Genomic DNA, 18797 nt, shown 5'->3' on the forward strand with positions numbered 1-18797 from the left:
AGCGATGAAATCACAGTCACCCCTGATTACCCTGCGCGATCTGGCGCAGGACGCGGTGGAACAAGCCGCGCAACAGCTGGGCCAGGTTCGGCAGGCGCAGCAGGCGGCGGAGCAACAGCTGTCGATGCTGCTCAACTATCAGGACGAATACCGCCAGAAGCTGAATCATACGCTCTGCGACGGCATGGACAGCTCACGCTGGCAAAACTACCAGCAGTTTATCGGCACGCTGGAACAGGCCATCGACCAGCACCGCCAGCAGCTGCTGCAGTGGGGGCAGAAAGTGGATCATGCGGTGAAGCAATGGCAAGACAAACAACAGCGGTTGAACGCTTTCGAGACCCTGCATACCCGCGCCTTAAATGCGGAGCAGCAGCAGGAGAATAAACGGGATCAAAAACTGATGGATGAGTTCGCTCAACGCAGTGCACAAAGGAATATCAACCCATGAATCTGAACGCCCTGCCCGGCCTGGCCTTACCCGGCGATGCCGGCGGCCTGGCCGAACTGACGTCGGCGCTGGATGAGAGTCAACTGTCGACGGCATTCGCCCAGCTGCTCGGCGCGCGTTTCGCGCCCGCCGCCGATGGCAAACAGCCGCCGGTCGCGCTGAGCGCGGACGATGAACGCGCCCCGGCCCTGAGCCGCAACCAGCTCAATCAACTGCTGGCCGCCTTCGGCGAGCGCGGCGGCCTGCTGCAGAACCCGGCAATCTCAGCCGATGCGCTTTCATCTGAACGCCCCGAGGCCGATGCGCCCGTCGCCGGCGATAAACCGGCGCAGCCGCCGATCGCCGCGGCCAAAGAGCTGGATGCCGCGACGCTGCAGGCGCTGTACGCCATGCTGCCGGCCGCGATCGTCGCCCAGACTCAACCGGCCGACGGCCAGCGGCCGCTGCCTGTGGAAAACGCTGACGATGCGACTGCGCTGCAGCCCGGCAACGGCCTGCTGAACATCGCGGCGGCCGGTGATAACACCGTCGCGCGCTCGTCGGCGTCAGCCGCCACGACGGTGACAAACGCTAAAACCCCGGCCCCGGACGGCGATAGCGCCACGGCGGCGCTCCCGCAACCGACCAGCGGCGAGCGCGCCAGTGCCGCTCAACCGCTGCCGGCGAGCGATACGCAGCAGCCGACGACGCTCAATCACGCCGTCGCCCTGGCCGCCGCCAGCCCAACGCAAACGGCCGCCCCGGCCGGCGCGCTGGTGACGGCGCCGCCCGCGCCGCAGTTAAACGCGCAGCTGGGCAGCCCGGAATGGCAGCAGGCGTTGAACCAACAGGTGCTGATGTTCCACCGCAACGGCCAGCAAAGCGCCGAGCTGCGCCTGCACCCGCAGGAGCTGGGCGCCTTGCAGATCACGTTGAAACTGGACGATCAGCAGGCGCAATTGCACATTGCCTCCGCCCACGGTCAGGTGCGCGCGGCGGTGGAAGCGGCGATGCCGCAGCTGCGTCACGCGCTGGCCGAGAGCGGCATCAACCTGGGGCAGAGCAGCGTGGGCGGCGAGTCCACCCCGCAATGGCAACAGGCGCAGCAGCAGGCTTCCAATGGCCAGGGGCGTTCCAGCTATGCTGAACACGCTGGCGGCGAGGCTGCGGCCGCGGACGGCGTCAGCGCGCCGGTGGCGTTGCAGCGCATGGCCAACGCGGTCAACGGCGTCGATATTTTCGCCTGAGCCGCCGCAAACGCCCAAGCTGGCACCCATTTGCGCGTCTATTCAGGCTATTGCACGCCGCGATAGACGCGATAATACCTTTACATGTCATGCGTGCGGCTTTGCCGCGCGCTATGCCCGCCGCCACGCAGGCCGCGGGTGGAACAACAGGAATTAGATTTGGCTATGTCTCAGAACTCCCTTCCGGCAGCACCGAAACGCCCCCTTCTGGTCATCCTGCTGGTATTGATCAGCGTCGTCGCCTGTGGCGCCGCGGGCTACAGCTGGTGGCTGCTGCAACAGCATAAAAACGGCGCCGAACCGGCCGCCGTCAAACAGCAACCGCCGGCCGCGCCGGTGTTCATGCCGCTCGACACCTTTACCGTCAACCTGGTGACGCCGGACAACAACCCGGATCGCGTGCTGTATATCGGCCTCACGCTGCGCCTGCCGGACGAAAGTACCCGCCGTCAGCTGAACGATTTTCTGCCGGAGGTGCGCAGCCGCTTGCTGATGCTGCTTTCCCGTCAGGAAGCGAGTCAGTTGGCCAATGAACAAGGGAAGCAACAGCTGGTGGCGCAGATTAAGGACGTGCTCAGCCCGCCGCTGGTTAAGGGACAACCGAAGCAGGTGGTCAGCGACGTGCTGTTCACCGCCTTCATACTGCGGTAATCACTATGGGCGATAGCATTCTTTCACAGGCAGAGATCGACGCCTTGCTCAACGGCGACAGCGCGGGTGATGAACCCGAAGCGGTGGTCGGCAAAGAGAGCGAGGTCAAGCCTTACGATCCGAACACCCAGCGCCGCGTGGTACGCGAGCGACTGCACGCGCTGGAAATCATCAACGAACGTTTTGCCCGGCAGTTCCGCATGGGGTTGTTCAACCTGCTGCGCCGCAGCCCGGACATTACCGTCGGCCCGATCAAAATCCAGCCGTATCACGAGTTTGCCCGCAACCTGCCGGTGCCGACCAACCTGAACCTGGTGCACCTGAATCCGCTGCGCGGCACTGCCCTGTTCGTGTTCGCGCCGAGCCTGGTGTTCATCGCCGTCGATAACCTGTTCGGCGGCGACGGCCGCTTCCCGACCAAGGTCGAAGGCCGCGAGTTCACCCCGACCGAACAGCGGGTGATCAAGCGCATGCTGCGCCTGGCGCTGGACGCCTACGGCGACGCCTGGAGCGCCATCTACAAGATCGACGTGGAGTACGTGCGCGCCGAAATGCAGGTGAAGTTCACCAACATCACCACCTCGCCGAACGACATCGTGGTCACCACGCCGTTCCAGGTGGAGATCGGCGCGCTGACCGGCGAGTTCAACATCTGCATTCCATTCGCGATGATCGAACCGCTGCGCGAACTGTTGACCAACCCGCCGCTGGAAAATTCGCGGCAGGAAGACAGCCACTGGCGCGAAACGCTGGTGAAGCAGGTGCAGCACTCCGAACTGGAGCTGATCGCCAACTTCGTCGATATCCCGATGCGGCTGTCGAAAGTCCTGAAGCTGCAACCGGGCGATGTATTACCGATAGACAAGCCGGAACGCCTGATCGCCCATGTGGACGGCGTACCGGTTCTGACCAGCCAATACGGCACGTTAAACGGGCAATACGCCCTGCGTGTTGAACATTTGATTAACCCTATTTTGAATGCTCTGAGTGAGGAACAGCCCAATGAGTGATCCTAAGCAACCGTCTGGCGAAGGAAAGGAATCCGTAGACGATCTGTGGGCTGATGCGTTTAACGAGCAGCAGTCTTCAGAGAAATCCGGCGCGAGCACCGAAGGGGTGTTCAAGTCGCTGGAAGCTCAGGATGCGCTCGGCAGCCTGCAGGATATCGACCTGATCCTGGATATTCCGGTCAAGCTGACCGTGGAACTGGGGCGCACCAAGATGACCATCAAAGAGCTGCTGCGCCTGTCGCAAGGCTCGGTGGTGGCGCTGGACGGCCTGGCCGGCGAACCGCTGGATATCCTGATCAACGGTTACCTGATCGCGCAAGGTGAAGTGGTGGTGGTGGCCGACAAGTTCGGCGTGCGCATCACCGACATCATCACCCCATCCGAACGCATGCGTCGACTGAGCCGCTGATGACCGCCGCGGCGCCCGTTACCGTCCAAAGCACCCAACCGCCCGCCGCGCCGGCCCTGCCGGCCGGTTCGGTGTTGATGCAGGTCAGCAGCGTGCTCGGCGGCATTCTGCTGCTGATCCTGCTGGCCGGTTGGCTGTTCCGTCGGCTGGGTTTCGCCCCGCAGGCGCGCAACAACAAACTGCTTAACCTGCGCGCCAGTTGCCAGGTCGGGCAGCGCGAGCGCGTGGTGGTGGTGGAAGTCGATGACACCTTGTTGGTATTGGGCGTCACCGCCCAGCAGATCACCCCGCTGCACACCCTGCCCGCTCCGCCGAAAGACGCAAGCGAGGCCGACGCGGCGACACCGGCGGACTTCCGCCAACTGATGCAAAAAGTTCTGAAACGCCCGGAAAAATCGGCATGACCTCGACTCTTCATACCCTCGTCCGCCGCCCGGCGGTTTGGCTCCCTGCCGCCCTGCTGTTCATCAGCCCGGCGGCTTTCGCGCAACTGCCGGGGCTGATCAGCCAGCCGCTGGCCAACGGCGGCCAGAGCTGGTCGCTGCCGGTGCAGACGCTGGTGCTGTTGACCTCGCTGACCTTCCTGCCGGCCATGCTGCTGATGATGACCAGCTTCACCCGCATCATCATCGTGCTCGGCCTGCTGCGCAACGCGCTGGGCACGCCGTCGGCGCCGCCGAACCAGGTGATGCTGGGGCTGGCGCTGTTCCTGACCTTCTTCATCATGTCGCCGGTGTTCGACAAGGTTTATCAGGATGCCTATCTGCCGTTCAGCCAGGACAAAATCGGGCTGGAAGTCGCGCTGGATAAAGGCGCGCAGCCGCTGCGCGAATTCATGCTGCGGCAAACGCGCGAAACCGATCTCGCGCTGTACGCCAGGCTGGCCAATCAGCCGCCGCTGGCCGGCCCGGAAGCGGTGCCGATGCGCATCCTGCTGCCCGCCTACGTCACCAGCGAACTGAAAACCGCCTTCCAGATCGGCTTTACGGTGTTCATTCCGTTCCTGATCATCGACCTGGTGGTCGCCAGCGTGCTGATGGCGCTGGGGATGATGATGGTGCCGCCCGCCACCATCTCGCTGCCGTTCAAGCTGATGCTGTTCGTGCTGGTCGATGGCTGGCAGCTGCTGCTCGGCTCGCTGGCGCAGAGCTTCTATTCGTAACCCCTGACCGGAGAAAGCGAGATGACACCTGAATCGGTTATGGCGCTCGGCACCGAGGCGATGAAAGTCGCGCTGGCGCTGGCCGCCCCGCTGCTGCTGGCGGCGCTGATCAGCGGCCTGGTCGTCAGCCTGCTGCAGGCCGCCACCCAGATCAACGAAATGACGCTATCGTTCATCCCTAAAATTCTGGCGGTGGTGGCCACCATCATCATCGCCGGTCCCTGGATGTTGAATCTGTTGCTGGACTACATGCGCACCCTGTTCAGCAACCTGCCTACCCTGATCGGCTGACCGTGCTCACCTTCGACAGCGCCCAGCTCACCGTCTGGCTCAGCCACTACTTTTGGCCGCTGCTGCGCATTCTGGCGCTGATAAGCACCGCGCCGATATTCAGCGAAAAGCAAATCAGCAAAAAGGTCAAAATCGGCCTTGGCGGGCTGATCGTCATCCTGATTGCGCCGACGCTGCCCGCCAGCAATATTCCCATCTTCTCCGCCGCCGGCCTGTGGCTGGCGATTCAGCAGATTCTGATCGGCGTGGCGCTGGGGTTGACCATGCAGTTCGCCTTCGCGGCGGTGCGCCTGGCGGGGGAAGTGATCGGCATGCAGATGGGACTGTCGTTCGCCACTTTCTTCGATCCCAGCGGCGGCCCGAACATGCCGGTGCTGGCGCGCCTGCTCAACCTGCTGGCGATGTTGTTGTTCCTCAGCTTTGACGGCCATCTGTGGCTGATTTCGCTGCTGGCGGACAGCTTCCATACCCTGCCGATCCAAACGCAGCCGCTGAACGGCAACGGCTTCCTGGTGTTGACTCAGGTCGGCTCGCTGATCTTCATCAACGGCATGATGCTGGCATTGCCGCTGATCTGCCTGCTGTTGACGCTCAACATGGCGCTCGGCCTGCTCAACCGCATGACGCCGCAGCTGTCGGTCTTCGTGATCGGTTTCCCGGTCACCATGACCTTCGGCATCATGACGCTGGGCATGATGATGCCGATGTTGGCGCCGTTCTGTGAGCACCTGTTCGGTGAAATCTTCGATCGACTGGCGGCGGTGATCGGCGGCATGACCTTCTGAGCCCCTGCGGCCCCTTCCTTTCCCCCTCTTCCGCCTGAGACAAAATGGCAATAAAAACGCTTTCTTGGGACAAAAGCCTGAGAAACGTCTTTTATCCGGATTAAGGTTCAAATGTCTCCGGCGGCTTGAATAAATAAAACCCCGACCTAAAATAGACCCGGTAGAAAAATATCGCCCGCACCCCGTCAGTCACCTGCGGCGATAATATAAACTTATTGGTTAGAGAAAAATAAAATAACGCAGCCGCGCAGAGTTAAATGCGCGGCAGATAACTTACACCCTGAATAAATGCGTCCGGCAGCCTGCCGGCTGCAGGGCGCAGCATCGACCTTTGCTAACTACAGGAGCGAGATCATGATTAAAGCGAAAAGCAACCGCAAAGCACGCCGGTTATTCGGTATGGCCCACTGGAAAAGCAACAGATTTAAAGTTGCCATCAGCGAAACGGCCGCCGGTGAAAAATGGAAAGTGGTGAAGAAAAAGAAATAGCACCGATATTTATCGTCAGGGAAATAATATCCATCGTGATTTCTCCACCGCTGATTTCAATAATGCCATTGCGCATTAAACAGGGGTGACAATCGTATTATTTCTTCCCTGATGAAAAAAAGGCGCGTCACTCAGTCAGTAGTGGGAGAACGAGCGACGCGCCAAACGAGTGCGCCCGGTTTCAAGAAGCCTCCCTCCCCGCGGGGCGGAGAAGGCGTTTTCTAAGCGCACTAAAGGGAAACCCGTCGCGGTCAGGCAACGGGGTATTGCTCTTAACGATTCATCTGGAACAACGACATGCCCTGCATATCGCTGAAGGTTTTGTACGACGCCTGCAGCGCCGCCTGCTGCATGAAGTAGGACGAGATAGACTCGGCCAGGTCGGCATCCGTCAGCGCGCTCATCTGGATCTGATTGGTCATGTCACGCTCTTTACCGATGCTGTCCAACTGATCCATCTCCTGCAGCTGGCTGCCCAGCTCGGCACGCACGCTCAGCACGTTGTTGTAGGAGTTGTCCAGACCGCGGTTGGCTTTCGCCAGCGCATCGTTCACCTGCTGCTTGGTGGCCTCGTCGGCGCCCTGCAGCGGGGTTTTCAGCGCGTTCAGCGCAATATCAATGCTCTCGAATACGTTGCTGACCGGCGCGCTGCCGTCCGGCTCGGGCTTCGGGTTGCTGGTCAACGACATGAACACCGCGTTGCCGGTATGGCCGATGGTCATGGTGCGGTTGGCGTCCACTTTCTGCTCAACCGTCTTGTCGCCGCCCTGGTAACTGACGGTGCCGCCGTTGTCGACGAACGGCGCCTTGTCGTTCACATACCCGCCGAACATATAGCGGCCGTTGCCGTCGGTGCTGTTGGCCTGGTTCAGCAGCTGATCTTTCAACCCCTGCAGCTGGGTGGCGAGCGACTGGCGATCGTTATCGCTTTCGGTGCCGCCGGCGTTGACGATCAACGCCTTCATGTCCGCGATGGTGGAGGTCGCGCCGGCCAATACCGTTTCTTCCATCGACACGTTCTGACGGGCGAAGGTGCGCGCCAGCGTGTATTGACTGTTTTCCGCCTGCGACTGCGACAGCATCACCGCGCGCGACGCCGCCAACGGATCGTCGGACGGGTTGATCACTCGCTTGCCGGAGGAAAGCTGCTCGGCGGCCTTCATGAATAGCGACTGGTTGCCCGTGATGCCGTTCATGTTTTGTTGGTACATCATGCCGGTACTCATGCGCATGCTGTGGGTTCCTTACTCTGAGCGACCGGCGCCGTTATCGGCGCCGATTAACAATGAAATCAACGAATGTTCAGCAGCGCGTCGAACAGCGAGCTGGCGGTCTGAATCACCTGCGCGTTGGCCATGTAGTACTGCTGGAAACGCAGCAGTTCACCGTACTCTTCGTCAAGGTTGACGCCGGACATCGACTGCTGTTGCGCGCCCAGCTGGGTGACGATTTTGGCCTGCGACGTGGCGATGGCCTTGGCGGCGGCGGTCTGATTGCCGACGCCGCTGACGATGCCGGCGTAAGCGCCGCTCAGGGTCGCTTTGCCGTCCACCAGGTTTTTGGTTTGCAGATCCAGCAGTTTCTTGGCGTTCTCGTTATCGCCGCGGCCGCTGTCGTCTTTACCGGCGGCGGCAATCTTGGACGAATCGGTGATGGCCACTTTCAGGTTGCCCGCCACGTCGCTGACCGGTTTCACGGTGAAGCTGTCTTTGGCCTGCGCATTGCCGTCGATGCTCACTTCCAACCCGTCGAAGTTCAGCGTCGGTTTACCGTCGGCGCTGGTGCCCGGCGTCGCGTTGACTTTCACGTTGTCCGGCAGGCGGCTGACCTGCCAGTTGCTGCCGTCGAACTCGACGCGATAATCGTTGGCCTTCACCTTGCCGGTATCGGTGTAAGAGACCGACAGCGACGCGTCGCCGGTGTTGCGGGTGTTATCCACCACCCGGCCGCCGCTGAAGCTGAAGAAGTCGCCGCCCGCGTCACCGTTCAGATCGAAGCCGGCGCGATGCTGTTGGTTAAAGCTGTCCGCCATCGCCAGCGCCAACTGGCCCAGCTGATTGCGCACGCCGTCCAGCGTTTCGCTGCGGAATTTCAGCACGCCGCTCAGCGTGCCGCTGGTGATCTGGCCTTCCGGCACTTCGCTGGCGCCGTTGCCGCGGTTATAGCCGATGGTCAGACGGGAGGGATCGCTGCTGGAAGGCACGGCTTCCACTTGATACGTATTGCTGCCCTGCACCAGGGTCAAACCGTTGGCGAAGGAAACGGTATAGGCGTCGCCGTCCTGTTGCGTGACCTGTACGCCCACCAGCTGGTTCAATTCGGTGACCAGCTGATCGCGCTGATCCAGCAACGCATTCGGTTCGCCGCCGGCGCTGCCGCGCAAACGGGTGATCTCGTCGTTCAGCTTGGCGATCTGTTGGCCGTAGCTGTTGATCTGCTGCGCCGTATCGCTGATCTGCTGATTGACGCCGTTGTCCATGTCGCGCAGGAATTTGTCGGTGTTGTTGAACTGGTTCACCAGGCCGTTGGCCTTGCCCAGCACCGTCTGGCGCGCGGCGTCGTCACCGGCGTTGCTCACCAGGTTCTGCAGGTTGGTAAAGAAATCCTGCATGTTGGTCGACAGCGGGTTGGTCTTGCTCGCCAACAGGTTGTCGATCTGCGAAATCTTCTCGTAATAGGCGTTTTGCGCCCCGAACGCGCTTTGCGCGCCGCGCAGCTGGTTGGTGATGAACTGGTTGTACTCGCGGTTAACGCTGGTGACGGTCACGCCGTTGCCGATAAAGCCGCTCATGGTGGCCATGCCGCCGTTCTGCGCCAGGATCGCGGTCTGACGGTTGTAGCCCGCCACGTTGTAGTTGGAGATGTTGTTGCTGACGGTACTGAGCGCCACCTGAGCCGCATTCAGCCCGCTCATCGCGGTATTGATTAAGCTATTGGACATCGGAATTCCTTATGCTGCGGCGCCGGTGGCCCACAGGGTTCTTAATTGAGCTGCTGAGCCTGTTCGCTCAGCCTGTTTCGGTTATCGGCAAAAATGAGAAGAACTTGAGGAAAAAAAGCGGCAATGCGGTCAGCATCCAGCGAGCCTCCATTGCCGCCTACCCCCTAAATAATTGGCGCCGCAGCGGCGTCAAGAATGACGGGGATTTAGAACAAATCTTTCAGATCGTGGGTGTAAGCTTTCACCGCCTGTTCCCCCGCGCTCTTCATCTGCTGAATCACGCTGACCAACTTGCTGGCGTACTGGGGATCGGTGGCGTACCCGGCGCGCTGCAGCGCATGCGCCGCCTGCTCCGGGCTGCGCGCGGCGGCCACGTCGGCGTAGCGCGGGTTGTTGGTCAGCAGTTTGACGTAATCGGCGATCGCTTCGACGTACGACCCGTAAACGCGGAACTTCGCCTTCACCTTCTTCGCCGCGCCCTGTTCGAACTCGGTGGTGGTGATCTCCGTCACCGGCCCGCTCCAGCTGCCGCCGGCCTTGATGCCGAACAGGTTGTAGCTCGGCGTGCCGTCTGAGGTTGGGATCTCGCGCTGCCCCCAGCCGGATTCCAGCGCCGCCTGCGCGACGATCAGCTGATGCGGAATGCCGCTCTGCTGGCTGGCGACCTTCGCCGGTATCGACAGACGAGCGACGAAGTTGCCGTTGTTGAGCGACAGCGGCGCGGCGGCCGGCGGGGCTTTCGGCATCGCCCGGCGCACCATCTGCTCCAGCGCCTGGTTCGGCAGCGTTTGCAGCACCTCGTTGTCCAGCGCCATCGGCGACATGCCCGCAGTTTCGCTCGGCACCGCGTTGGCGTTGCTCATCTGCTTGACCATCATGTCGGCCAGCCCCAGCCCTTTTTGCGACATCTGCTGGGCGATTTGCTGATCGTACATCGAGGTATAGAGCCGCGTTTGATCGCTGCTCAACACCCCGTCCTGCGGCAAAGCGGAACGCATGCTTTTCAGCATCATCTGCACGAACATGCCTTCCACCTGCTGGGCCACCTGCTTGAGGTTGCCCTGCGGGTCGGCCGCCGCGTCGCGCTTCAGGCCGTTCAGCGCCTGGGCGTCATAGGCCGCGCCCGACATCGCCATCAGATCGCCCGCCATCAGATGATTTCCAGCTTGGCGCGCAGGCAGCCGGCGCTCTGCATCGCCTGCAGGATCGACATCAGATCGATCGGCGTGGCGCCCAGCGCGTTCAGCGCGCGAATGACGTTGTTCAGGTTGGCGCTGGCGTTCACCTTCTGCAGCGACCCGCCCTGCTGTTGCACCGAAATCTGGGTGTTTGGCGTCACCACCGTTTGGCCGCCGCCGAACGGCGTCGTCGGTTGGCTGACGGTGTTCTGCCGATCGACCACCACCGACAGGTTGCCCTGGGCGACGGCGCAGGAATCGAGGATCACATCGCGGTTCATCACCACCGACCCGGTGCGCGAGTTGATGATCACTTTGGCGTCCATCGCGCCGACGTTGACGGTGATGTTTTGAATCTCCGCCAGGAAGCGCACCTGAGAGCTGTTGCCCTGCGGCACCAGCACCTGGATCGTGCGGGCGTCGAGCGGCGTCGCGGTGCCGCCGCCGCGTTGGCGGTTGATGGCGTCGCTGATCTGCTGCGCCAGCGTGAAGTCTTCGTCGTTCAGCTGCAGGTTGAGTACGCCGCCGCTGCCGAAGGTGGTCGGCAGCTCGCGCTCGATGGTGGCGCCGTTGCTGATGCGCCCGCCCGCCAGCTGGTTGACCTGCACGCTGCTGCCGCCGGCCGCCGCGCCCGCGCCGCCGACCAGCACGTTGCCCTGCGCCAGCGCATAGACCTGGTTATCCACGCCTTTCAGCGGCGTCATCAGCAGGGTGCCGCCGCGCAGGCTCTTGGCGTTGCCCATTGATGAGACCACCACGTCGATGTTCTGCCCGGCGCGCGAGAACGGTGGCAGTTTGGCGGTCACCATCACCGCCGCCACGTTTTTCAGCTGCATGTTGGTGCCCGGCGGCACGGTGATGCCCAGCTGCGACAGCATATTGCTCAGGCTTTGGGTGGTGAACGGCGTCTGCATGGTCTGGTCGCCGGAGCCGTCCAGCCCCACCACCAGGCCGTAGCCGATCAGGGCGTTGTCTCGCACGCCCTGCACCGTCACCAGATCGCGGATGCGCTCCGCCGCCGCCGGCAAGCACACCAGCCCGACGCACAGCGCGATAAACCATTTTTTCAGCATCAGTCAATCCTTAGAACGGTGAAACATTTAAGAAGAAGCGCTGCAGCCAGCCCATGGTCTGCGCTTCGTTGATATAGCCATTGCCGACGTATTCGATCCGCGCGTCCGCCACCTGCGTCGAGGTGACCGAGTTGTTGCCGCTGATGGTGCGCGGGTTGACGACGCCGGAGAAACGAATGAATTCGGTGCCCTGGTTGATGGCGATCTGCTTTTCCCCCACCACGTGCAGGTTGCCGTTGGCCAGCACCTGGTTGACCGTCACCGTAATGGTGCCGTTGAAGGTGTTGTTGGCGTTGGCGCCGCCCTTGCCGCCGAAGGTGCTGTCGCCGGAAATGTCCATATCGGCGCGCGCATTGCCCAACAGGCCGTCAAGGTAACGCGGCGAGGTGGCGACGCCGAACTTGCTGGCGCCGTTGCGGCTGGCATTGGCGGAGGAGCTCTTGCTGGCGCTGACGTTTTCCTGCAGCACGATGGTCAGGGTGTCGCCGACGTTGCGCGGCCGGCGGTCTTCGAACAGCGGCTGATAGCCGTAGTTCATCGGCTGCACCGTCTGGAAGATCGAGCCGTTCGGCATCGGCGCGCTGGCCGGCGCGGGCTGCGCCGTGGTCGCACCGTCCACCAGCGGTTTATGCGGAATATAAGCGCAGCCGCTCAGCGTCAGCATCACCATTCCCGCCAGCCAGCGTTGTCCCTGCCGCGGCAGGATTGCCATCGAATATGTGGTTACCACGGGTATCGCCTTTGTTTCACGAAAGAGAATGACGGGCGCGGCAAGCCGGGCCCGTCAATGACAGATTACAGTTGCGTCAGCTTTTGCAGCATCTGATCGGAAGTCGATACCGCTTTGCTGTTGATCTCGTAAGCGCGCTGAGTCTGGATCATGTTGACCAGCTCTTCCGCCACGTTAACGTTGGAGGTCTCCACGTAGCCCTGATACAGCAGACCGGCGCCGTTGAGCCCCGGCGTGCTCTCGTTCGGCGCGCCCGAGCTTTCGGTTTCCTGATACAGGTTCTCGCCCACGCTCTCCAGACCGCTGTCGTTGACAAAGGTCGTCAGCGTCAGTTGACCCACCTGCTGGGCGGCGGTTTGCCCCTGCTGGGTGACGCTGACGATGCCGTCGCGGCCGACGGTGATGGACAGCGCGTTCGCCGGAATGGTGATCGCCGGCTGCACCTGGAAACCGCTGGAGGTGACCAGCTGGCCGTTCTGATCGATCTGGAACGAGCCGTCGCGCGTGTAGGCCTGGGTGCCGTCCGGCAACATCACCTGGAAGAACCCCTGCCCCTTGATGGCGACGTCTTTGCTGTTATTGGTCTGCGACAGGTTGCCCTGGCTGTGCAGCCGCTCGGTCGCCACCGGACGCACGCCGGTGCCGATCTGCAGACCGGAAGGCAGCGTGGTCTGCTCGGAGGACTGCGCCCCCGGCTGACGCATGGTCTGGTACAGCAGATCTTCAAATACCGCACGCTGGCGTTTGAAGCCGTTGGTGCTGACGTTCGCCAGGTTGTTGGCGATCACGTCCATGTTGGTCTGCTGAGCGTCCAGACCGGTTTTGGCAATCCATAAGGATGGAATCATCGGTTATTTCCTTGCTGCTTAGCTCACTGAGAGCAGTGAGTTGGCACGCTGTTCGTTTTCATCCACGCTGTGGATGACCTTCATTTGCATTTCAAAACGGCGGGCGTTGGCGATCATGTCGACCATGGTCTCCATCGGCTTGACGTTGCTGCCTTCCAGCACCCCGGGCATCACCCGCACCTGCGGATCGTTTTGCAACTGATTGCCGCGCAGCTGTTGGGTTTCCGGCGTCAGGCGGAACAGCCCGTCGTCACCGCGCATCACTTCGCGCGCGTCGGCTTTCACCAGCTTCAGGCGGCCGATCTGCGCGATGGTGTTCGGCGGATCGCCGGCGTTCAGCGCCGAAATGGTGCCGTCGGCGGCGATGGTGATCTCCGCCGAGGGCGGCACCTCGATCGGCCCCCCGTCGCCCATCACCGGCAGCCCCTGCACCGTCAACTGCCCGGTGGAGGAGATCTGGATGTTGCCGTTGCGGGTATAGGCTTCACCGCCGCCCGGCAGGCTCACCGCCAGGAAACCGTCCTGCTGCAGCGCCACATCCAGCGGGCGCGCCGTATAGTTCAGCGCCCCCTGGCTCATGTCGGCGCCCGGCGTCGACGCGGCCACCAATGTGCGCGTCGCCAGGCTCGGCCCGTCAACCGGCACCGCGCGCAGCGCGGCGAGCTGGGCGCGAAAGCCCGGCGTCGACGCGTTGGCCAGGTTGTTGGCGGTAATGGACTGCTGCTCCAGCGTTTGGCGAGCCGCGCCCATCGCGGTATAAATCGCGTGATCCATAACTCGACCCTATTAGCGCAGGCTAACCAACGTCTGCAGAATGGAGTCCTGCGTCTTGATGGTCTGGGCGTTGGACTGATAGTTACGCTGTGCGACGATCATGTTCACCAGCTCCTGGCTCAGATCGACGTTGGAAGACTCCAGCGCGCCGCTGGTCAGCTTGCCTAAGCCGCCGCCGCCCGCAAGACCGACGCGCGGCTGACCGGACGCGCCGGTTTCCTGCCAAACGTTATCACCCTGCGACGCCAGCCCTTCCGGGTTGGAGAAGTTAGCCATGACGATCTGGCCCAACAGCTGGGTTTGCTGGTTGGAGTAGACGCCCACGATGGTGCCGTCGTTGTTGATCTGATAGCCCGTGTATTCACCGGCGGCATAACCGTCCTGCGATACCTTGCTCACCGAGTCGCTGCTCACGTTCTGCTGCATGCTGCCGGCGAAGCTCAGGGTGAAGTTTTGCGCCGGCGCGCCGTCTTTGGCGGTCATCGGGATCACCATGCTGAACTCGCCCGGCGCGCCGTTGGTGCTGGTGGTTTTCACCAGGGTACCGCTGGTGCTGAACTCCATGGTGCCGGCGTTCACTGGCGCTGCGCTGCCGTCCTGGGTGTAGACCTGCCATTTATTGTCTTCGGTCTTCACGAAGTAAGCGTTGATGTTGTGCGCGTTACCCAGCGAGTCGTAGGCGGTGATGGTATTGGTATAGTTGTAGCTGTCCTGTTTGGTCGGATCGAAGGTCTTGTTTTCCGGCACCTTATGGGTCGACATCAGGTTGGCGACCATCTGGCCGGAAGTGGACGCTTTCGCGTTCATCATGCCTTCAGGAATGCTCAGCGGCACCGGGTTGGCGCCCTGCTGAATGGTCGGCGGGGAGCCGGCCGCCGGATAGCCGGTCAGCTGCAGACCCTGCATGTTGGTCAGATTGCGGTTCTCGTCCAGCTTGAACTGGCCGTTGCGGGTATAGAAGATGCCGCCGTCTTTATCCTGCATGCGGAAAAAGCCGTTGCCGTTGATGGCCACATCCAATGAACGGCTGGTGCCGGTGGTGGTGCCGCCCTTGAAGTTCTGGGTGATGCCGGACACTTTGACGCCCAGACCGACCTGTGAACCGGCGAACATGTCGGCAAAGGAGACGCTGCCGGATTTGAAGCCCGCCGTCGCGGAGTTGGCGATGTTGTTACCGATCACGTCCAGGTTGGTTGCTGCCGCGTTCAAGCCGCTGACTGCCTGAGAAAAAGCCATGTTATTCTCCGAATAGTGGTCAGGCTATCGTCCGATTGAGCCTGATGCTTAGGGTTATAAGATCTGTCGCACGTCTTCCAGGGTGGCGTTGCCCGCCAGACCGAGATCCAGCTTGGCGCCGTTGCCGTCGCGGATCACGCCGTTCACCAGGCCGAAGTGCAGGCTGCGCGCCACCAACTGCTCGCCGTTGCCTTTGGCGTTAATCGCCACTTTGTAGGCGCCGTCGGGCGCGGTGGAGCCGTCATCCAGCGAACCGTCCCAGGTGAAGGCATGCACGCCGGCGGTCAGACCGCCGATTTCGATGGTGCGCACCACCTGCCCGCTGGCGTTGGTGATGGTGGCGGTTACCTGATCGGCGGCGCGCTCCAGTTCCACGCCGAACGGCGTGGTGCTGACTTTGCCGTCCTTGCTGCCGACCAGAATGTTGCTGCCCGGCACCATCACGCCGTGGCCGATCAGCGCGGTGGCCTGCAGCGACTGATTGCTGTTGATCTGACCGGAGATCGACCCCAGCGTGGTGTTGAGTTTTTCGATGCCCTGAACGGTGTTGATCTGCGCCAGCTGCGAGGTCAGTTCGTTGTTCTGCATCGGATTGGTCGGGTCCTGGTTTTTCAACTGCGCCACCAGCAGCGTCAGGAAGCTGTTGTGCAGATCCTGGCTGTTGGTATTTTTGCTGTTGTTACCGATGACGGTATTGTCCAACGACTCGTTCGTGGTTGCGGCGATAGCCATGGGAACCTCCGGTTACTGACCCAGCGTCAGGGTTTTCATCATCATCGACTTGGTGGTGTTGAGCACCTCGACGTTGGCCTGATAGCTGCGGGAAGCGGAGATGGTGTTGACCATTTCCCCCACTACGTCGACGTTCGGCATGCGCACATACCCCTTGGCGTCCGCCAGCGGGTTGCCCGGCTGATACACCAGACGCTCGGGCGCCGGATCGTCCACCACCTGGGCAACGCGCACGCCGCCGGTCGGCTGTCCCGGCGCCGCTGCGACCTGGAACACCACCTGCTTGGCGCGGTAAGGTTCGCCGTCCGGGCCGGTCACACTGTCGGCGTTGGCCATGTTGCTGGCGCTGACGTTCATGCGCTGGGATTGCGCCGATAACGCCGAGCCGGAGATATCAAAAATATTCAGTAAAGACATGCGCCTTATCCTTGTTGCAGTACGGACATCATCCCTTTGATCTGACCGTTGAGCAGCGTCAGGTCGGTCTGATATTTCAGGCTGTTATCGGCAAAGTTGGTGCGTTCGCGATCCATGTCCACCGTGTTGCCGTCCATCGACGGCTGATCCGGCACCCGGAACAGCAGATCGAGCTGCGGCGGCTGCAGGGTCTGCGCCGGGATATGGCGCGCCGCCGTCAGGTTGAGCGCCATGCCGTTGCCGCTGACGCGCCCCTGCTCCATCACTTTGTTCAATTGGCTGGCGAAATCGATATCCCGCGCCTGATAACCCGGTGTGTCTGCATTGGCGATGTTGGCGGCCAGAATTTCCTGCCGCTGGGCGCGCAAGTTCAGCGCCTCTTGGCCAAAGCGCAGAGCCGCGTCCAGTTTGTCGAGCATGCTCCCTCCGCGAGGTTAGAATTTGGAGTCGACAGCATAAACGCCCCCCGCGCTACCCTATCGCGGGAATAAACGCAAAATGGGGCGCTATTTATCTGCTTAGCCTGCGCGCGCTGCGGGTACACTTACGCGTATCCCGATGAAGCTTGAGAAGATGACGATGAAAGGTAAAATGCTGCTGCTTATCGGCCTGCTGTGCAGTCTGAACGCGCGTGCCGACGATCTGGCGACGCAAATCGAAAGCTTCATCCAAGGCAAGTTCAGCGGCGAACCGGTGCAGGTAAAAGTGCGGGTGCGCACGCCGCCGAACCAATGGCCCGCTTGCGAACTGCCGCAGCTGTCGCTGCCGCCCAACGCGCGGATCGGCGGCAACGTCAGCATTTCGGCGCGCTGTGGCCAAGAGCGGCGTTTTATCCAGACGCAGGTGCAGGTGTTCGGCCGCTATCTCGTTTCGGCGCGCGGCATCACCGCCGGCAGCCGGTTGACGGCGGCGGACCTGACGTTGAAAGAAGGTCGGCTCGATACCCTGCCGCCGCGCGCGCTGACCGAAGCGGGCAAAGCATTAGGCGCCGTCAGCCTGCGCAACATCAGCCCCGGCCAGCCGCTGACCCTCGCCATGCTGCGCCGGGCCTGGATTATCAAGGCCGGGCAACCGGTGCAGGTCAATGCACAGGGCGAAGGATTCAGCATTAGCGGCGCGGGCAAGGCGATGAACAACGCCGCGGCCGAAGACAGCGTGCGCGTGCGCATGGCGTCCGGGCAAATCGTCAGCGGCGTGGTCGGGGACGACGGCGCGATTCGCATTACGTTATAAAAAAGTAAAGGTTCCGCAAACCTTGCCGATAAGACAAATCAAGCAGCATTTTATTGGCCATCAGGGCCGCAACACTTTCATTGCAGCGTCGTCGCCCGAGTGCGGTCACGGCGTAAACGGAGATGGACCATGAGTATCGATCGCACCCAGCGGTTACAGCCGGTTTCCACTGTGCAACCGCGTGAAACCCCGGCCGACAACCCGCTCCAGCCGCGTAAGGCCGCCGTGGCCGAAACCGCCGTCAGCGGTACGCAGGTCAAACTGAGCGAGGCGCAGGCGCGCCTGATGCAGCCGGGCACCCAGGATATCGATATGGGCCGGGTCGAGGCCATCAAGCAGGCGATCCGCAACGGTGAACTGAAGATGGACGCCGGCAAAATCGCCGACGCACTGCTGCAAGACGCGCAGAGCGATGTTCAATGGATCGCCGGACGCGACTGACAACGCGGCGGCGGGTAGCGGTAAAGGATAAGTCATCACTATGGAAAAGCTGGCACAACTGCTGGACAAACTGTTGGAAACGCTGCAGGCGCTCAATGGCGTGCTGGAAGAAGAGCACGATCTGTTATGCTCCGGCCAGCTGCCGGGCGTGGCCTTGCAGCGCGTAACCGATGCCAAAAGCCAACTGCTGGCGACGGTCGCCTACCTCGAGCAACAGCGCCTGGGGCAGGAAAAAACCTGCGGGCAACGCGCGCCCTATGCCAGCCACGCCCCCCTGGCCGACCGTTGGCAGCGCGTTCAATTGCTCAGCCAAACGCTGCGCGAAAAGAACCAGCACAACGGCCTGCTGCTCAATCAGCAGATCGACCATAACGCTCAGGCGCTGGCCATCCTCAGCAAAAACAACAAATCGCTGTATGGCCCGGACGGCCAGTCGCACGCCGGCAGCCTGCTCGGCAGAAAAATCGGCGTCTGACCTGACTCATTTCGCCCGGTGAGCCTATCACCGGGCATGCGTTAACCGGCTTCTGTGCATCCCGTCGCATTTTCTCCCTATCACTCCTTGAATTCACTTAAGACTTTGCGCCAGGCTGCGCATGGCGTGAATTTGGCTGTTTCTTTCCCTTTGGCCGCTTGTCACCCTGTGGTTATTTTTAAACCACTTGAAATATACCCTTGACGGGTATAGATTCGCAGGGAGAGCGAATGGCCGACATTTAT

At 61.8% G+C, this 18797-nt stretch carries 24 protein-coding genes; 13 read left to right on the forward strand and 11 right to left on the reverse strand.

The annotated features are described in order from the left end of the window. Positions 1-4: 4 nt before the first annotated feature. The 10 genes from fliJ to sra all read left to right on the forward strand — a co-directional run bounded on the left by fliJ (position 5) and on the right by sra (position 6474). Entirely contained in the window at positions 5-451 is a 447-nt protein-coding gene (fliJ, locus tag ACSBQS_RS10770; protein WP_033643513.1) for a flagellar export protein FliJ, read from the forward strand. After that, entirely contained in the window at positions 448-1677 is a 1230-nt protein-coding gene (locus tag ACSBQS_RS10775) for a flagellar hook-length control protein FliK (RefSeq protein WP_197749511.1), read from the forward strand. Before fliJ ends, ACSBQS_RS10775 begins: the two co-directional genes overlap by 4 nt. Before the next feature lie 165 nt (positions 1678-1842). Further along, positions 1843-2328 (forward strand): flagellar basal body-associated protein FliL, encoded by a 486-nt coding sequence (gene fliL / locus ACSBQS_RS10780; protein ID WP_033643515.1) that lies wholly within the window; start codon positions 1843-1845, stop codon positions 2326-2328. Positions 2329-2333: 5 nt separating this feature from the next. Continuing rightward, positions 2334-3338, forward strand: a complete 1005-nt coding sequence (fliM, locus tag ACSBQS_RS10785; RefSeq protein ID WP_004934798.1) for a flagellar motor switch protein FliM — start codon at positions 2334-2336, stop codon at positions 3336-3338. Next, a complete protein-coding gene (gene fliN / locus ACSBQS_RS10790; protein WP_004934799.1) occupies positions 3331-3747 on the forward strand; it encodes a flagellar motor switch protein FliN in 417 nt (138 codons plus the stop codon). The genes fliM and fliN overlap by 8 nt, the downstream gene beginning before the upstream one ends. After that, positions 3747-4151: a flagellar biosynthetic protein FliO gene (fliO, locus tag ACSBQS_RS10795; RefSeq protein ID WP_197749510.1), complete on the forward strand. Its 405-nt coding sequence runs from the start codon at positions 3747-3749 to the stop codon at positions 4149-4151. Before fliN ends, fliO begins: the two co-directional genes overlap by 1 nt. Then, a complete protein-coding gene (gene fliP, locus ACSBQS_RS10800; RefSeq protein ID WP_033632755.1) occupies positions 4148-4909 on the forward strand; it encodes a flagellar type III secretion system pore protein FliP in 762 nt (253 codons plus the stop codon). Before fliO ends, fliP begins: the two co-directional genes overlap by 4 nt. A 21-nt stretch (positions 4910-4930) precedes the next feature. Further along, positions 4931-5200, forward strand: coding sequence for a flagellar biosynthesis protein FliQ (gene fliQ / locus ACSBQS_RS10805; protein WP_004934803.1), 270 nt, complete (start codon positions 4931-4933; stop codon positions 5198-5200). 2 nt (positions 5201-5202) lie between these two features. Then, positions 5203-5985 carry a flagellar biosynthetic protein FliR gene (fliR, locus tag ACSBQS_RS10810; RefSeq protein WP_033632754.1) on the forward strand — a complete coding sequence of 261 codons (783 nt, stop codon included), beginning with the start codon at positions 5203-5205 and terminating at the stop codon, positions 5983-5985. A 354-nt stretch (positions 5986-6339) separates the two neighbouring features. Next, positions 6340-6474 carry a stationary-phase-induced ribosome-associated protein gene (gene sra / locus ACSBQS_RS10815; RefSeq protein WP_197666059.1) on the forward strand — a complete coding sequence of 45 codons (135 nt, stop codon included), beginning with the start codon at positions 6340-6342 and terminating at the stop codon, positions 6472-6474. A 272-nt stretch (positions 6475-6746) separates the two neighbouring features. Here the strand turns inward: sra and flgL are convergent, their stop codons facing one another. From flgL to flgB, 11 genes are all read right to left on the reverse strand, one after another. Next, the gene (flgL, locus tag ACSBQS_RS10820) at positions 6747-7706 is read right to left on the reverse strand and encodes a flagellar hook-associated protein FlgL (RefSeq protein ID WP_033643518.1); all 960 of its coding nucleotides are present in this window, start codon (positions 7704-7706) and stop codon (positions 6747-6749) included. 59 nt (positions 7707-7765) lie between these two features. Continuing rightward, positions 7766-9415: a flagellar hook-associated protein FlgK gene (gene flgK, locus ACSBQS_RS10825; RefSeq protein WP_033643519.1), complete on the reverse strand. Its 1650-nt coding sequence runs from the start codon at positions 9413-9415 to the stop codon at positions 7766-7768. 206 nt (positions 9416-9621) lie between these two features. Further along, the gene (gene flgJ, locus ACSBQS_RS10830) at positions 9622-10566 is read right to left on the reverse strand and encodes a flagellar assembly peptidoglycan hydrolase FlgJ (RefSeq protein ID WP_033643520.1); all 945 of its coding nucleotides are present in this window, start codon (positions 10564-10566) and stop codon (positions 9622-9624) included. Next, entirely contained in the window at positions 10566-11666 is a 1101-nt protein-coding gene (locus ACSBQS_RS10835; protein ID WP_004934816.1) for a flagellar basal body P-ring protein FlgI, read from the reverse strand. Before ACSBQS_RS10835 ends, flgJ begins: the two co-directional genes overlap by 1 nt. 10 nt (positions 11667-11676) lie before the next feature. Continuing rightward, positions 11677-12378: a flagellar basal body L-ring protein FlgH gene (flgH, locus tag ACSBQS_RS10840; protein WP_004934817.1), complete on the reverse strand. Its 702-nt coding sequence runs from the start codon at positions 12376-12378 to the stop codon at positions 11677-11679. Positions 12379-12461: 83 nt separating this feature from the next. Then, positions 12462-13244: a flagellar basal-body rod protein FlgG gene (flgG, locus tag ACSBQS_RS10845; RefSeq protein ID WP_004934819.1), complete on the reverse strand. Its 783-nt coding sequence runs from the start codon at positions 13242-13244 to the stop codon at positions 12462-12464. An 18-nt stretch (positions 13245-13262) separates the two neighbouring features. Then, on the reverse strand, positions 13263-14018 hold the full coding sequence (locus tag ACSBQS_RS10850) for a flagellar basal body rod protein FlgF (RefSeq protein ID WP_033643521.1): 756 nt from the start codon (positions 14016-14018) through the stop codon (positions 13263-13265). 12 nt (positions 14019-14030) lie between these two features. Next, on the reverse strand, positions 14031-15254 hold the full coding sequence (gene flgE / locus ACSBQS_RS10855; protein WP_033643522.1) for a flagellar hook protein FlgE: 1224 nt from the start codon (positions 15252-15254) through the stop codon (positions 14031-14033). Positions 15255-15308: 54 nt separating this feature from the next. Beyond that, entirely contained in the window at positions 15309-15986 is a 678-nt protein-coding gene (flgD, locus tag ACSBQS_RS10860; RefSeq protein WP_046896594.1) for a flagellar hook assembly protein FlgD, read from the reverse strand. Between the two features lie 12 nt (positions 15987-15998). Then, a complete protein-coding gene (gene flgC / locus ACSBQS_RS10865) occupies positions 15999-16403 on the reverse strand; it encodes a flagellar basal body rod protein FlgC (protein ID WP_004934826.1) in 405 nt (134 codons plus the stop codon). A 5-nt stretch (positions 16404-16408) separates the two neighbouring features. Then, on the reverse strand, positions 16409-16822 hold the full coding sequence (gene flgB, locus ACSBQS_RS10870) for a flagellar basal body rod protein FlgB (RefSeq protein WP_033643526.1): 414 nt from the start codon (positions 16820-16822) through the stop codon (positions 16409-16411). A gap of 160 nt (positions 16823-16982) precedes the next feature. Here flgB and flgA point away from each other — a divergent pair, with 160 nt between their 5' ends. The 3 genes from flgA to ACSBQS_RS10885 all read left to right on the forward strand — a co-directional run bounded on the left by flgA (position 16983) and on the right by ACSBQS_RS10885 (position 18552). Then, positions 16983-17636, forward strand: coding sequence for a flagellar basal body P-ring formation chaperone FlgA (flgA, locus tag ACSBQS_RS10875; protein WP_033650864.1), 654 nt, complete (start codon positions 16983-16985; stop codon positions 17634-17636). A 129-nt stretch (positions 17637-17765) separates the two neighbouring features. Further along, positions 17766-18077: a flagellar biosynthesis anti-sigma factor FlgM gene (gene flgM / locus ACSBQS_RS10880; RefSeq protein WP_004934832.1), complete on the forward strand. Its 312-nt coding sequence runs from the start codon at positions 17766-17768 to the stop codon at positions 18075-18077. A gap of 40 nt (positions 18078-18117) precedes the next feature. Continuing rightward, positions 18118-18552 (forward strand): flagella synthesis protein FlgN, encoded by a 435-nt coding sequence (locus ACSBQS_RS10885; RefSeq protein ID WP_033650863.1) that lies wholly within the window; start codon positions 18118-18120, stop codon positions 18550-18552. Positions 18553-18797 lie beyond the last annotated feature (245 nt).

The sequence above is a fragment of the Serratia sp. H402Y genome, from assembly GCF_051172415.1.
In the GTDB taxonomy this organism is placed as follows: domain Bacteria; phylum Pseudomonadota; class Gammaproteobacteria; order Enterobacterales; family Enterobacteriaceae; genus Serratia; species Serratia ureilytica.

Coding starts and splice junctions, on each gene's coding strand:
- fliJ (WP_033643513.1), top strand. CDS start 5: ATGAAATCACAGTCACCCCTGATTACCCTGCGCGATCTGGCGCAGGAC.
- ACSBQS_RS10775 (WP_197749511.1), top strand. CDS start 448: ATGAATCTGAACGCCCTGCCCGGCCTGGCCTTACCCGGCGATGCCGGC.
- fliL (WP_033643515.1), top strand. CDS start 1,843: ATGTCTCAGAACTCCCTTCCGGCAGCACCGAAACGCCCCCTTCTGGTC.
- fliM (WP_004934798.1), top strand. CDS start 2,334: ATGGGCGATAGCATTCTTTCACAGGCAGAGATCGACGCCTTGCTCAAC.
- fliN (WP_004934799.1), top strand. CDS start 3,331: ATGAGTGATCCTAAGCAACCGTCTGGCGAAGGAAAGGAATCCGTAGAC.
- fliO (WP_197749510.1), top strand. CDS start 3,747: ATGACCGCCGCGGCGCCCGTTACCGTCCAAAGCACCCAACCGCCCGCC.
- fliP (WP_033632755.1), top strand. CDS start 4,148: ATGACCTCGACTCTTCATACCCTCGTCCGCCGCCCGGCGGTTTGGCTC.
- fliQ (WP_004934803.1), top strand. CDS start 4,931: ATGACACCTGAATCGGTTATGGCGCTCGGCACCGAGGCGATGAAAGTC.
- sra (WP_197666059.1), top strand. CDS start 6,340: ATGATTAAAGCGAAAAGCAACCGCAAAGCACGCCGGTTATTCGGTATG.
- flgL (WP_033643518.1), bottom strand. CDS start 7,706: ATGCGCATGAGTACCGGCATGATGTACCAACAAAACATGAACGGCATC.
- flgK (WP_033643519.1), bottom strand. CDS start 9,415: ATGTCCAATAGCTTAATCAATACCGCGATGAGCGGGCTGAATGCGGCT.
- flgJ (WP_033643520.1), bottom strand. CDS start 10,566: ATGGCGGGCGATCTGATGGCGATGTCGGGCGCGGCCTATGACGCCCAG.
- ACSBQS_RS10835 (WP_004934816.1), bottom strand. CDS start 11,666: ATGCTGAAAAAATGGTTTATCGCGCTGTGCGTCGGGCTGGTGTGCTTG.
- flgH (WP_004934817.1), bottom strand. CDS start 12,378: ATGGCAATCCTGCCGCGGCAGGGACAACGCTGGCTGGCGGGAATGGTG.
- flgG (WP_004934819.1), bottom strand. CDS start 13,244: ATGATTCCATCCTTATGGATTGCCAAAACCGGTCTGGACGCTCAGCAG.
- ACSBQS_RS10850 (WP_033643521.1), bottom strand. CDS start 14,018: ATGGATCACGCGATTTATACCGCGATGGGCGCGGCTCGCCAAACGCTG.
- flgE (WP_033643522.1), bottom strand. CDS start 15,254: ATGGCTTTTTCTCAGGCAGTCAGCGGCTTGAACGCGGCAGCAACCAAC.
- flgD (WP_046896594.1), bottom strand. CDS start 15,986: ATGGCTATCGCCGCAACCACGAACGAGTCGTTGGACAATACCGTCATC.
- flgC (WP_004934826.1), bottom strand. CDS start 16,403: ATGTCTTTACTGAATATTTTTGATATCTCCGGCTCGGCGTTATCGGCG.
- flgB (WP_033643526.1), bottom strand. CDS start 16,822: ATGCTCGACAAACTGGACGCGGCTCTGCGCTTTGGCCAAGAGGCGCTG.
- flgA (WP_033650864.1), top strand. CDS start 16,983: ATGAAAGGTAAAATGCTGCTGCTTATCGGCCTGCTGTGCAGTCTGAAC.
- flgM (WP_004934832.1), top strand. CDS start 17,766: ATGAGTATCGATCGCACCCAGCGGTTACAGCCGGTTTCCACTGTGCAA.
- ACSBQS_RS10885 (WP_033650863.1), top strand. CDS start 18,118: ATGGAAAAGCTGGCACAACTGCTGGACAAACTGTTGGAAACGCTGCAG.